Origin of the sequence: Nocardia sp. NBC_01009 (assembly GCF_045208035.1) — a bacterium.
Lineage (GTDB): Bacteria > Actinomycetota > Actinomycetes > Mycobacteriales > Mycobacteriaceae > Nocardia.
The window spans coordinates 2,041,390-2,054,470 of the sequence record NZ_CP108695.1; the positions used below are offsets into that span (position 1 = coordinate 2,041,390).

The 13,081-nt window shown below is 65.9% G+C and carries 11 protein-coding genes; 4 read left to right on the plus strand and 7 right to left on the minus strand.

What is annotated here, in order from left to right:
- Positions 1-184 precede the first annotated feature (184 nt).
- Complete coding sequence (locus tag OHA42_RS09045; protein WP_406236122.1) at positions 185-616, minus strand: MarR family winged helix-turn-helix transcriptional regulator; 432 nt, start codon at positions 614-616, stop codon at positions 185-187.
- Positions 617-743: 127 nt separating this feature from the next.
- Here OHA42_RS09045 and OHA42_RS09050 point away from each other — a divergent pair, with 127 nt between their 5' ends.
- Positions 744-1,340: a TIGR03086 family metal-binding protein gene (locus OHA42_RS09050; RefSeq protein ID WP_406239236.1), complete on the plus strand. Its 597-nt coding sequence runs from the start codon at positions 744-746 to the stop codon at positions 1,338-1,340.
- A gap of 274 nt (positions 1,341-1,614) precedes the next feature.
- Here the strand turns inward: OHA42_RS09050 and OHA42_RS09055 are convergent, their stop codons facing one another.
- The 4 genes from OHA42_RS09055 to OHA42_RS09070 all read right to left on the minus strand — a co-directional run bounded on the left by OHA42_RS09055 (position 1,615) and on the right by OHA42_RS09070 (position 6,799).
- Positions 1,615-2,385, minus strand: coding sequence for an RluA family pseudouridine synthase (locus OHA42_RS09055; RefSeq protein ID WP_406236124.1), 771 nt, complete (start codon positions 2,383-2,385; stop codon positions 1,615-1,617).
- A gap of 72 nt (positions 2,386-2,457) precedes the next feature.
- Positions 2,458-3,462 carry an adenylate/guanylate cyclase domain-containing protein gene (locus OHA42_RS09060; protein WP_406236127.1) on the minus strand — a complete coding sequence of 335 codons (1,005 nt, stop codon included), beginning with the start codon at positions 3,460-3,462 and terminating at the stop codon, positions 2,458-2,460.
- A gap of 130 nt (positions 3,463-3,592) precedes the next feature.
- Positions 3,593-5,926 carry a galactose oxidase-like domain-containing protein gene (locus OHA42_RS09065; protein ID WP_406236128.1) on the minus strand — a complete coding sequence of 778 codons (2,334 nt, stop codon included), beginning with the start codon at positions 5,924-5,926 and terminating at the stop codon, positions 3,593-3,595.
- A 252-nt stretch (positions 5,927-6,178) separates the two neighbouring features.
- Entirely contained in the window at positions 6,179-6,799 is a 621-nt protein-coding gene (locus OHA42_RS09070) for a PadR family transcriptional regulator (RefSeq protein ID WP_406236130.1), read from the minus strand.
- A gap of 113 nt (positions 6,800-6,912) precedes the next feature.
- Here OHA42_RS09070 and OHA42_RS09075 point away from each other — a divergent pair, with 113 nt between their 5' ends.
- Positions 6,913-7,377: a hypothetical protein gene (locus tag OHA42_RS09075; protein WP_406236132.1), complete on the plus strand. Its 465-nt coding sequence runs from the start codon at positions 6,913-6,915 to the stop codon at positions 7,375-7,377.
- Positions 7,378-7,638: 261 nt separating this feature from the next.
- Here OHA42_RS09075 and OHA42_RS09080 read toward each other — a convergent pair whose 3' ends face one another.
- Positions 7,639-8,526 carry a LysR family transcriptional regulator gene (locus OHA42_RS09080; RefSeq protein WP_406236134.1) on the minus strand — a complete coding sequence of 296 codons (888 nt, stop codon included), beginning with the start codon at positions 8,524-8,526 and terminating at the stop codon, positions 7,639-7,641.
- A gap of 123 nt (positions 8,527-8,649) precedes the next feature.
- Here OHA42_RS09080 and OHA42_RS09085 point away from each other — a divergent pair, with 123 nt between their 5' ends.
- The gene (locus OHA42_RS09085) at positions 8,650-9,852 is read left to right on the plus strand and encodes an MFS transporter (RefSeq protein ID WP_406236136.1); all 1,203 of its coding nucleotides are present in this window, start codon (positions 8,650-8,652) and stop codon (positions 9,850-9,852) included.
- A gap of 224 nt (positions 9,853-10,076) precedes the next feature.
- Here the strand turns inward: OHA42_RS09085 and OHA42_RS09090 are convergent, their stop codons facing one another.
- Entirely contained in the window at positions 10,077-10,247 is a 171-nt protein-coding gene (locus OHA42_RS09090; protein ID WP_406236138.1) for a hypothetical protein, read from the minus strand.
- Positions 10,248-10,968: 721 nt separating this feature from the next.
- On the opposite strand from OHA42_RS09090, the gene OHA42_RS09095 reads away from it, so the two are divergent.
- The gene (locus OHA42_RS09095) at positions 10,969-13,068 is read left to right on the plus strand and encodes a hypothetical protein (RefSeq protein WP_406236140.1); all 2,100 of its coding nucleotides are present in this window, start codon (positions 10,969-10,971) and stop codon (positions 13,066-13,068) included.
- Positions 13,069-13,081 lie beyond the last annotated feature (13 nt).

Consider the following 13,081-nt stretch of genomic DNA (forward strand, 5'->3'; position numbering starts at 1 on the left):
GGCGTTCGCTTTCTCTGGGGGATCGCTCCGTTGCGTCAGAGTGTGCCCGCGTCGTGTCGACGGCACGCCATCAGGCTAGATGACCTGCGCATTACGCGTCGCCGTGAGGCTCGCCACCGGCCGAAACCATATCGGCGGTCTGTGTCGGCACTCACGCCTGCTGTCGCGATCGGGCCGCGCCGCGTCATTGCTGCGCGGTCGCTGCGGCGAGCGTCTGCAAGGCGCGCAGGAACGCGCGCCGATCTGCTGGACTCAGCTGGGCGAGCAGTCGGTCTTCCTGCTCTTGGATCTCGCGTTGCGCGCGTTCGCGGGTGCTGCGGCCGGCGGCCGTCAGCGACACCAGGTGGGCGCGCCGGTCGGCGGGATCGGGTGCGCGGTGGATGAGCCCGCGCTGTTGTAGTTCGTCGAGCACGCCGATGATGCGGGTTTTGTCCGCACGGATCGCCTTGGCCAGCGCGGATTGGGTATAGACGGGTTCGTCGCCGAGTCCGAGCAGCACCACGTAGCCCCACATGGTCAGGTTGTGGCGCTCGAGCACGGGCAGCTCTGCCGCGGCGAGCGCGCGGCCGAGCGGCACGATCATCGCGGCGAGATCTGGGCGCTTGGCTTCGGGCATAGATAGAAAATACTGCTATACAAATAGTAAGTGCATACATACGATATGCGTGAGCTTATTATTGGAGGAGGATCACGACATGACCACCGATTCGGACGACCGCGCCGAACAGCGCACCCTGGATGCCATCGGCGCCGATGCCGATCTGGTCGCGCTCGACGCACTGGCGGTGCGGGCCAGCATAGAACTGGTATCGCACGTCACCACGGCCGATCTCACCAAGCCGACGCCCTGCGCCGACTGGACGCTGCACGGCCTGCTGACGCACATGATCGCCCAGCACTACGGCTTCGCGGCCGCTTCGCGAGGCGAGGGCGATCCGGCGCTGTGGAAGCCGCGCCGGCTCGGCGAGGACCCCGCCGAGAGCTACCGGGCGGCCGCGGAGCACGTCATCGCGGCCTTCGCCGAAGACGGTGTGCCCGAACGGAAGTTCCCGCTGCCGGAATTCACCACGGCCTTCGAATTCTCCGGCGCCCAAGCCATCGGCTTCCACTTCATCGACTATGTCGTGCACTCCTGGGATGTCGCCCGAACTCTCGGCCGGACAGTAAGTTTCGAGGACCGCCTGCTGGCCGCGGCACTCGTCGTCGCAGAAGCCGTCCCCGACGGCAAAGCCCGCTTAGCTCCCGGCGCGGCCTTCGCCCCGGAAATCGCCTGGTCCGGTGACTCCACCCTCGACGAAATCGTCGCCATCCTCGGCCGTTCGCCGAACTGGCCGCACTGAATCGGTTCGCGGCTACTGCGCTGGTATCGCCCGTCGCGCGCCGTTTGTCGGTGCTGGGATCCGATGTCAGTGTCGCTGGGTCCGCTCGGTTGCCGGGTCGACGACTGCTGTGGAATCGCTTGTTGTGCCACGTTTGTCGGCTGAGCTGAAAATTATGTCAGTGTCGCCGGGCTCGACGAATGCCGTGAAATCGCTTGTTGCGCAGCGGTTGCAGCTGAGGCATCTAAGTCAGTGCTGCGACTGCGCAGACCCCGGCTCTGGTCGCGCCGCGGAACTACCTGTCGCGCAGCAGTTGGTCGGCTCGGTCGAGGATCGCCTCGGCGTCGTGCTGCTCGGCGCGCACGGGCAGCCAGAAATCCGGGCCCGGCGTCGCCGTCAGCGCGAGCTCCGGGGGAGTGCGCCACGGTGCGGCCAAGCCGAGCTGCCATGAGTGCAGGTGCGTGCGCTCGTGGCGGCCGGACTTGTCGAACAATGGGTCGCCGACGATCGGATGCCCGATCCAGGCCAGGTGCACGCGGATCTGGTGGCGGCGGCCGGTAATCGGGCGCAGTGCGAGCACGGTGTGGTCCTCGTCGCGGTGAACTGTCAGGAACCGGGTGATCGACGGATAGTTCTTGGTGTCCAACAGGTCTGCCGGGTCGACGAACCAGCGATCCGCCGCGGTGCGGATGCTCTCGCGCGGCGCTGCGATGCGGACCCGGTTCTTCCGTCCGACGCTCAGCGGCAGCTCGATGATCCCGCGGTCGGGCAGCCCCGTCGACTCGACGATGGCCAGATACGCCTTCTCTGCGGTCTGTTTGTTGAACTGCCTGGTCAACTGTCCGTGCGCGCCGAGCTCTTTGGCGAGCAACACCAACCCGGAGGTCACTTTATCGATCCGATGCACCGGATACAGCGTCTCGCCCGCCGCCGCGGCGGCCTCGACGAGATCGCTGTCGTGACGTTCCCCGGTCACGGAAATCCCGGCGGGCTTGTTCAACGCCACCACCGCCGCGTCCTCGAACACGACACACTGCCGCCGCACCTGCGCCCAGTCCACATCCACCCGACGAGCTTAGGGGCCGCATTTCCACGCCCGGCGACGAGTGGTGCCCGGCTGCGGCGAGGTTGTGGTTGGTTACCTGTTCTTGCCGTTGCGGCGCAGGGTGTGCGGGCGCAACCGGTTGAAGCCGCGGACGCGGACACTGCGGAGATTACGGATGTCGAACTGGGGGTTGTCGGCCAGGGCAGTGGCGGCTTCGTCGTCGACGAGCACGGTGCCGGGGCGGGCGACGCCGGTGAGGCGGGATGCGATGTTCACCACGGAGCCGTACAGGTCGCCGAAGCGCTGTAGGACGGGCCCGTAGGCGACGGCGACGCGCAGCTCGGGGGTACCGCCGACCATCATGGTGCTTTCCTGGATCGCCAGTGCGATCCGTGCGGCATCGGCCGGATCCTCAGCGGCGAACATGACCTCGTCGCCGACGTTCTTGATCACCCAGCCGCCGTTCTCGGTGATCGCCGCGGTCGTGGTCGATTCGAACGCTTCGAGCAGCATCGCGAGTTCATCGGGGTGCAGATGCCTGGTCAGCCGGGTATAGCCGACCATATCGGCGAAGCCGACCGCCAACTCGCGGACGGATTCACCCGCCGTTGTCCCCGGGTCGAGTGACCGGGCGAGCGCGGCAGCGAGGTGGCGGCGCCAGGCGTAAACGTTGAGATGTTCGAGCGTCGAAATCGCCGCTTCGGTGGCGGTGCGGACCGTATCGGCCTGGTCGGCGCCCGGCTCGGCCTCGGCAATGCGGGCGTTGATCTCCGCGAGCACCAGGTCGACCTGCCATTCCGCGAGCCGGGCCACGCCCTGGCCGAGGGTGCGCACCGTCGCGGCCTGCTGCCTGGCGTCGGCCGCGGACAGTACATTCAGCGCGCGGAAATTACGGACCGCGGCGACATCGGCGTCGGTGTAGTCGACGGCGTCGTCGGCGACAGCAGGAAAGCCGAGCGCCCCCCACAGCCGCCCGGTGAGCCGCGTCGACGCCCCGGCCTGCGCGGCAACCTCGTTCCTGCTGTAGCGGCGTGGTCCGTCGAGCAGATACGACTCCACGACCGACTGCACCAGCTCGGAATTCTCGGTGGGAACCATGGCCGGTACCTTACGGCCACGGAGCCGGCGCAGGGTGCCAACCGAGCAGGGGAGGGCCGTATCAGCGTCAGGCCACTGTCCGGGCGAGAGCTGATCGTGGCCGATCACAAGGTCGGCATCGCAGCGGTGGTCAGCTCAGGTGCAGCCACTGTCCGGAGGAGGGGATGCCCTGCTGGTCCACGACGCTGAGCAGATACCAACCCGGCGGTGCGAGCGCTGGGTTGGTCGGCAGGGTGAACGTGACCGAACCCGTTGCGGTGGTGATGAATTCGAGGTCGACGAGGCGTTGCTCATTGTCGCAGGAATGGGTGCATGCGCTGGGACGCATGAGGGCGGCTTCGCGAATATCGGCTGTGGTCGTTGCGGCGACTGTCGCGCCGTAACTCGCTGCGGCGGTGGCTAGTTCGAGCTGCGGCCGCAGTCCGCGGAAGAGATAGGGCGGCCAGAAGATTTCGATCCGAAGTTCTTCGGTCTTGCGGGCTGGGTTCGAGCCCGCGGTGACCACCTTGCCGTCCGGGGTGAGCAGCGCGATCGAGTGGTAGAGCCGGGGCACCCGTGATGGCCCGGTGTGCATCCAAGCGCCCATCGCGGGATCGAAGATCTCGGCATGCGGCGGCGCGTCGTGCGCCATTTCCTCCATACCGGAGCCGCCGGTCGCCAGCACCGTCCGGTCCGGCAGGAGCACCGCGCTGAGATGCATTCTGGCGTGATCCATCGGTGGTGCGGGCTGATAGGCGGGTGTCGCAGCGGTGCAGTCGACGACCCTGGTGTCCGCCAAAGCCGGTGCCGGACTGTGCATATCGAACCCGCCGCCGCCGAGGATCATCACCTGTTGGAGTTGGGCGGGCGGCAGCAGCACGCTTGCGGCCTGATTGCGGGAACCGGGGTCGGCGAGCCCCGGCACCTCGACCGTGGCGCCGGTCGTCGGATCCCAGATCGACGGGCGCATACCGTTGTTCGCGCCGTACTGGCCGCCGCTATAGAAGAACCTGCCGTCGGCGAGCAGCTGCAGATGGCCGTACATCGGGATCGGGCCGGGTGTCGGCAGTGGGGACCAGGTTTCGGTGGTGTGGTCGAAGAGTTCCGGAACCACCGAAAGGAAGTTGTCGGCGCCGAGGCCCGAGACCGCGAGCACATCGCCATTCGGCAGCGGCGCGAGCGTGGGGTACCAACGCCCGAAGCCCATGTCCGGCGCCGCGGTCCAGGTCAGTGCGATGGGATCGAAGATGAGCGCGTCCGGCAGTCCGTAGAACGGGTCGTATCGCTCGGTGCCGCCTGCCGCGAGCAGTCTGCCGTCCGGTAGGAATGCCTGCCCGACGCAGAACAGATCGATCGGGGTGTCCGGCGCGCTCAGGCCGGGGTTGGGGTAATGCCAGACGCGCGTGCGGAATTCGTGCGCGTTGTGGCGATCCGGGTCGTTGCCGGAACCGGCGAAGAACAGCACGTCTCCGGTGTGCAGGAGCGCGGCGTGCACCGGGTTGACCTCGGTGTCGAAATCGAGGATCCGCCACACCCCCAGATGCGCGGCATGCCGCAGATCGGTGTCGAGTTCGAGGACCCGCAGCAGGCCCGTATTGATGCCGGGCGGCGCATCGATGGTGAAAACCACCAACTCCGGCGCCGCATCCTCGGCATGCAGCACAGTGATTGCCGCACCTTGGTTTTCGTACAGTCCCCACTGCGGCACCGCCGCCCAGCCGCTCCATCCGTCGATGGCATGCCCGGTGCCGTCCAGGCCCCAGCCGACGGTGTAGCGGCCCGCGTTGACGCCGTCGGGGTTGTCCACCGCGAAGACGATCAACTCCGGCCTGCCGTCACCGTCCAGGTCCACGGCCGCGACACCGGCGCCCTGATTTTCCCAGCCATACCAATCGGGCACCGCGACCCATGGCGTCCACTCGTCCACTGCGCCATCCACGGTCAGCCCCTTGGCCAGCCGGAACTGCCCAGCATTCTGGCCGGGCGGATTGTCGACTGTCAGCACCACGAGTGTCGGCTGCCCGTCGATGCTGGTGAGGCAGATGTCGGCGCCCTGGTTCTCCCAGCCGTACCAGTCCTTCACCGCGAGCCACGGTGTCCAGCCGCCGGTCACCGTACCGTCGGCGGCCAGGTCGCGCCCGATGCGGTAGTACCCCTGATTCTGGCCCGGCGGATTGTCGACCACGAACACCACCAGATCGGCTCGGCCGTTGCCGTTCAGATCCGCGACGGCGACTCCGGCGCCCTGGTTCTCCCAGCCGAACCAGTCGGGCACCTCCTGCCACGGCCCCCAGCCCTGCACCGACCCATCGGTCGCGAACCCGGTGCCGACCCGGTAGCGCCCGATGTTCTGTCCTTGCGGGTCGTCCACCATGAGAACGACGACATCCGACGTGCCGTCACCGCTGACGTCCGCGATCGCGACTCCACAGTCCTGGTTTTCCCATGCTGCCCAGTCCGGAACCGGAACAAATTGTCCTACCACGGGATCCATGGTGGTCGGTCACCGCGCGTCCGGTGCGATCTTTTGTCCGATTTGCCGCAAGAGCCGACCGGCGACAATGTTGCGGCGTCGATGCTGAGCGGGCCGGGTACGGAATCCGTTGGGCTGGTTGCGCTTCCGACTGTTCTGTCCAACCCGACGAAGCCGCGTTCTCCCAGGTACCGAGCCGGTGGCTTCGCGGGTCTGATCGAGCTGGCGTCGTTGGCGGCAGTATTGCTGCGAAAGTGGATGGTGCTAAGGCGTTTCCGGATGGGTGTCGTGATGCGGGGCGAGCGATTCCCAGGACCATGTGAGAGTGCCCGCGGTCAGGTCGGCGATAACACCTTCGATCCAGCGTGATTCGGCCTCGGTGACGGCGCGCAGGTATTCGTCCTCCAGCATCACCACGCGTGGCAGTGCCATGGCGGCGGCTTGTTCGGCGTCGGCCGTCATCTCGGCGAGCTTGGCGCGCAGGGATTTTGCGCGTCGTTCCAGTTCGATGCGGGCGCCGTCCGGGCCGAGCAGCATCAGAAATGACAGTGCCGCAGGGAATTCGGGATATTCGTTGCGTGGGTCGCCGATCATGTCGGCCAGCCAGGCGGCACAGGCCGCGCGCCCCGCTTCGGTGATCGCGTAGACGGTTCGCTCGGGGTACTGCTGGTCGCGTCCGGTCTCGCGAACGGTGACCAGTCCGGCGTCCTGCAATCTGCCGATCGTCTTGTAGAGCGCGGCGCGCTGGCTGACGTTGACCACCTTGTCCTTGCCCCACTCCTTGATCCGTCGCTGGATGGCGTAGGGGTGCATCGGCTCCAGATGCAGGATGCCCAGTAGCGCCATCGCCAGTGGAGACCGTTTGAACTGCATCGATGCCGTCATGACACCCATTCTAGTGGTACTCGGACAACTAGATTCCTAGAAACTAGTTGCCAAGAAACTAGTTCTTATGTCACTATTAGTTCATCAGCGAAGCCGCTCGAAAGGACACCGAAATGACCACCAAGCCCACCGCAGGCGCCACGCGAATCCACGTCGATCACGAGACTGCCAAGCGGCTCGGCAACTGGACCGATGCCAACACCTTCGAGGTCGCCGCCCGCTACGGCAGCCTCGTCATCGACCTGCGCTCCCCGCAGATCACCGGCGATATTGAGGTGCATGCCGACCTCGACCACGCGATGGTCAAGCTGCTGGTCCCCGACGACGCCGTCATCGACCAGACCGGTGTGCAGTGGACCGGCCGCGGCCGGGTCAAGGACTTCGCCCGCCCGAAGGACGCCGCAGGCCGTGTCATTCGCCTCACCGGCACCAGCGCGCGCAGCGAATTCCGCGTCCACCGCGCGGGCGTCGCCGTTCTCTCGGCCATGTTCTCCCGCGAGTTCTTCGAAGACGCCCGCCGCGCCCGCCGCGAAAACCGCACCCCGACCGTCGCCGACCCGGCCAACACGCCGGCCTGAAAAGTCGAGTGCCCCAACCCCGAACCCATCGGGGTCGGGGCACTTCGCGTCGGGTTGTCAGGCTCGACGCCGTCGCCGAACACGGCCTTCACCCGGGCACGGTCGCCGATCTGATGGCCCGTGCCACGATCTCGCGGCGCACCTGCTGAGCACTGTTCGATTCGACAGAAGCGTGCTTCGCCGCGGTGTTCGAGACAGTCGTCGAGATCGTGTTGGAGGGCGCGTCCGGTGCCGGTATCGCATCCGATCTGACGCGCTGACTCACCCCACCGCGGCGACGGCCTGTCCGAAGGCGCGCACCCTGGCCGTCTCGTGGTTGCGATGCCAGACGAGGCCTAGGCGTGAATCTTCCAGCCCGCTGACGGGCACGAACGTGACGGATCTGCGGCGGTGTTCCTCGGCGGCAGCCTGGCACAGCAGCATCGCGCCGCGGCCCGCCGCCACTAGGGCGAGTCCCTCTTCCAGCGTGCCGACAGCGGGTCCGGTGGGAATGGCGCGACCGGTCGGGGTGAGCTCCAGCGCGATGGCGCTGCGCCAGTAGTGCGGCGCCGGACCGCGCGGACCGATCAGCGGGCACTCGGTGAGCTCTTCGGCCGAGAGGCTTGTCCGTGTCGCGAACGGATGCCTGCTCGCGACCGCAAGGGTCTGCGGTTGTGCCGGAAATACCTGTGCAAGAACAAGATCCGGCTCTTGCATCGGCATGAGAACCAGGGCCGTGTCGACCTCGTTGCGATACACCGGGCCGAAGGGGTCCGACAGCGAAATCTCCACCAATTCGGTGGAGCAGTCGGGATGCCTGCGGTGGAACAGTTCGATCGCAGCCATCAGCTCATTGCTCGAGGAGCCCTGAAAACCGATGCGCAACAGTCCTTGCACACCGCGGGCGGCGGCGCGGGCCCCGTCTACTGTTGCCTGGAGCGCGGAATACGCGGGGCGCAGTTCGGCGAGAAAGTCCTCGCCTAGCGGTGTCAGCCGAACTCGGCGGCTGCTGCGTTCGACAAGCCGCGCACCGACCCGCTGCTCCAGTGTGCGCAACAGCTGGCTCACCCGACTCTGCGACAGGTAGAGCCGCTCGCCTGCGCGGCCGAAGTGGAGTTCCTCGGCCAGCGCGAGAAACGCCTCCATCTCGCGCACTTCCAGGCTGCCCATCCGAATTCCTCTCGCCGCCGCAGTACCGGGCTCCACCGCTGACGACGGTCGATGAGCCCAGCTCATAGAACTACGAGGACTTCGCCATTGTTTCCTTCGCGGTCGATCTCTTGAGTGAAAGACATGACACAGGTCGATGAATCCGCCAGCGAGTCACCCGCAGAACAGGACTCGACGCCGCGCGGACGGCTGGGCGTCGTGGCGGTGGCCGCGGCGACCTTCACGGTCGTCACCTCGGAGATGCTTCCGGTCGGGCTGCTCACTCCGATGAGCGACGTATTGCAGGTCAGCGAGGGTACCGCTGGGCTCTCGCTGACGGTGACGGGAGTAGTCGCGGCCGTGTCCGCGCCGCTGCTGACCTCCGGGCTCGGGCGGTTCGACCGGCGGTGGGTGTTCTGTGGTTTGTTGGCGGTGTTGGTGCTGGGCAATCTGAGGGCCGCGTGGTCCCCGAATTTCGGAGTGCTGGTCCTCGCGCGGGTGCTCGTCGGCATCGGGATGGGCGGCGTGTGGGCGATGGCGGCGGCGGTGGCCGTTCGCCTTGTTCCACCCGAGTCTGCGGGATCGGCGACCTCCCTGGTGTTCAGCGGCGTCGCGGTGGCGTCGGTGCTCGGCATCCCGGCAGGCGCCTTCATCGGGGCGCTCGCAGGCTGGCGGATGGCGTTCGCGGCCGCCGCCGGCCTGGCGCTGTTGGTACTGGTGGCGGCGGCGGTGCTACTGCCGCGTCTGCCCGCGGATCGGGTTGTTTCGCTGGGCGGAGTGCTCCGGCTGGCCGGGAACCCGCGGGTGCGGACCGGTCTGCTCATCGTCACGTTCCTCGTGACGGGCCATTTCGCGGCATACACCTATGTCCGCCCGGTGCTGGAGGAGGTCTCGGGAGCACGCTCCGGGATAATCGGCCTGCTGCTGGTATATGGAATCGCCGGTGTCGTAGGCAATTTCGTCGCGGGCAGCTACGTGGTGCGCGCGCCGAGAGCGACACTCGTCGCGATCAGCACGGTGCTGGCGATCACCGTGATCGTGCTCCCGGCCCTGGGTGGATCGATGCTGGTTGCCGGACTGCTGATGGTGGTGTGGGGCCTGACCTACGGTGGGGTCTCCGTCAGCAGCCTCACCTGGGTCGTCGCCTCTGCCCCTGGTTTCCGCGAAGGCGTATCCGCCTTGCTCAGCAGCGTTTTCAACGCAGCAATCGCCGTGGGTGCGCTGGTCGGCGGGCTCGCTGCCGATGGCATCGGCATCACCGCCACGATGTGGGTCGGCGGTGCACTGGCCGGCGCGGCGATGCTGAACGCCGTATTCGGGCAAGCCCCGGCCGGTGGGAAAGTGTGACGGCTGCCCTGGCTCGGGAGCTCCCAATTCCCACCGATGGGAGCCACGATCGCCGGTGATGATGTTGTGCCGCAATACACTTCCGTCTGCTGGTCCGACGGCGTGTCGTCCGGCAGCCGAGACGGTGTCGGCATGGTCCGGACCGATAGGCGTAAACCCCGGGTGGCCTGGTGCAGGGTCCCCCGGGGTTGGTCGAGAGATGGATGCTGCCGCCACCGCCGGTGTCAGGCAGATGGTGGATCGAGTCGATCGTCGAGGATTCCCTCGTAGCGGCCGCCGACAACATCGCACGTCTTCCCGAGCTCGGCAGTCATGATGTCTTTCACGTCGATGAAGCCTTGGCATGGATTGATTCGCACGACCGTGCCTTTCATATTGCCGAATTCCACGGCCATTTCGATGTCGTGTGTATCGGTTCTGATGGGCTCGATAATGATCGACTATTCCTGCGTGGGAAGGGTGGCGCGGGAACGGTTTCGGACATTACTGGATTGCACTGGCAAATAGGCTATTTCTGGCGCCGAATCTTATTGATACCAATTATGGGCACCTCGCGAGTTCCAACGCGCGGGTGGTCTCCGCGTCTTCGATGCCCCGGCGCGGCCGGCCAGCCGGCGTCAGCTCCATTCATCAACGCCCGCACCATAATCCGCCATCGGAGCAACGTCGACGGCAACCGGGCCCGGCCCTCTCGGCTGTCGGAACCTCAACGGCCGCCCCCTCGATGACGCTGGTGCGCCGGCGATTTCGTACCAGCGATGCGACGCCCATTGCTGCAACGGAACATCCAGCAGCAGAGGCGATTTCATCGATGTGACCCAGCCCACGCGGCACCACCAGCGACTTTACCGCGATGCTCTCCGAGCATCACCGTTTGTTCACATGAATGTCTTGCAACATTGCCTATTACAATCGTGGACCCCGGTTTAGGGTTTACCTGTGCCTCGCTCGGGAGTCGGACAGCAGACACGATCTCTCAACGACATTTTTCGCCGTGCGCTTGCCGGACTTCGGCGCTTGCTATTTACCTACGATCGCGGAGTTTGGCGGCGAAGGTTGGCGTGGTTCGGGCTGATGTTTTGTGTGTTTATTGTATTTCCGGCCGCCGTGGGCGCCGTGGCCACCGCACAGTACGAGGCGGCGAGCGCGTCGCCGGGGGTCTCCGAGATCGACGGACTGAGCTGGATGAAAATCCGTGACTCGTCCGGTGTTCCGTTGGCCGGCTACCAGTTCAGTACCAACCATGGTGGCCCGTTGAACGCGGGTGCCACGATTCTGTGGGCCATTCTCGGCCTGGAGTTCATCGGCTACATGGCCATCGTGACGACGGCGATCTGGGTGATCGGGTTCGCGTTGAGTTTTCGATGGCTGAATATGTTCGGGTCGGCGTTGCACGGCGTCGCCGATGCGTTGACCGGCCAGATCGCGACACCGTTGATGTTGGTGACAGCGGCGACGGTCGGCGCATTTTTCGTCGCGTGGTTCATTGTCCGTGGCAATCCGGCCAAGGCCACTATGCAGGTTGTCACGATGATCGGCGTCGCGATCATCGGCCCGGTGTTCCTCGCTGATCCGCTCGGGGATGTGCTGTCCTCCGACGGGTTGCTCGCGCAGGGACGTGATGTGGGGATCTCTGTTGCTGCGGGTCTGAACGGTGACAATCATCCGAACCCGACGCACCTGGTGACCACGATGCAGGGGGATCTGGCAGATAACTTTGCTCGGCGCCCGCTACAGGTGTGGAATTTCGGGCACGTGGTCGACGAGCGGCCGTCGTGTCGTTCGGCGTGGTCGGCCGGTGTCATTTCCGGCGACGACGAGCGGATCAAGAACGGCATGAAGGCATGCGGGGATTCCGCGGCTTATGCCAAGGCCGACAACCCGACCATGGGCCAGGTCGGCACCGGACTGATGCTGTTGGTCTGCGCCGGGATCCTGTTGATTTTCGCGGTGTACCTGTCGATCAAAGTGGTCAAGGCCGCGCTGGATGCGCTCTACCACGGGTTCATGTCGATATTCGGCTTCGCCGCAGGTGGTTTCGTCTACGGGCCGACTCAGACGTTCCTGGTCCGCAATATCGTGGACAGTTTTGTCGCGGCGGCCAGGATGACCGCTTTTACTGTCTTCCTCGGTGTGTATGTCCTGTTTCTCGGCAACCTGTTCCGGCAGGCGCAGGGCCAGGTCATGGCGGTGATCGTCATCGCGGGCGTGGCCGAGATCGTCGCCATTTCCCAGTTGAAGCGACTCAGCCGCAGCCTCGACGGCGGCAATGAGTGGATCGCCAACCGATTTGCCCTGGCGATACAAAACGGCCAGACCAGATCCGGCGGCGGCAGCGGCGGCAGCGGCGGCACTGCCCTCGGCATGGGAAGCAGCAGTGGGCGCGCGAAGGGTGGAACGGTAGCCGGCCTCTCCGCCCTCAACACCATCAACAGTTCGCCGATCACCGCGTGGCTCGCGGGCGGCGTGGCGGGTCCATTGAACCCCCTCGCGCGCGGGCGTAAAGCGGTTGACCGCACCAGCATCAACGTCGCGCCCAAACGTCAGGAGTCGCACACCTGGAACCAGTTGGCTCGGGACAACTGGAAGTCGATAGTCGCAGGATCCACCAAGTCGGGGGGCATCAAGAACGAGTTGGCGGTCGCCAAAGCATTGAAGAGCCTGGAGGACGCCAAGATTTCCGGCAGCCAGGTGCCTGCTGCGCTGCTGTCTGCTGGAGCGAGTCACAGCATGGTCACCAACGCGATGCGCGCATCGAGCACCCAGAAATCGAGTATGTCGCAGAACCCCTACGGGTTCGCGCCCCTGCAAAAGGCCGTCGCCGCCGCGCGAGCGGTGCAGAATCATGTCGGCGACGAGGCGCACATGTCCTTTGCCGCCCAAGCTTTGGTGTCGGCCGACAGCTTCGCCAGGCACGCCAACGAGCCGGCGCCCGGCGCTGTGATCGACACGAAATTTGTCAGAACCGTTGAACAACATTGGGATTCGGACAAAGCGCTGCGCGCTGCGATCACGCCCGACGAATGGAACAAGGTCGGCCGTGACACCCGCTGGGCAATCGGGCACAAGGTGGCGACGCTGCATCAGGAGGCGGCGCAGCAGTACTACGCCCAACCCTCCGATCTCAACCGTGCCCGGCTGATGGCGTCGGTCAGGAGAGTCTCCAACCTCGACCACCTGGAACCCCACGGCGGACTCGACCCCTGGGACCCGTAGCCGTCATCGGGGC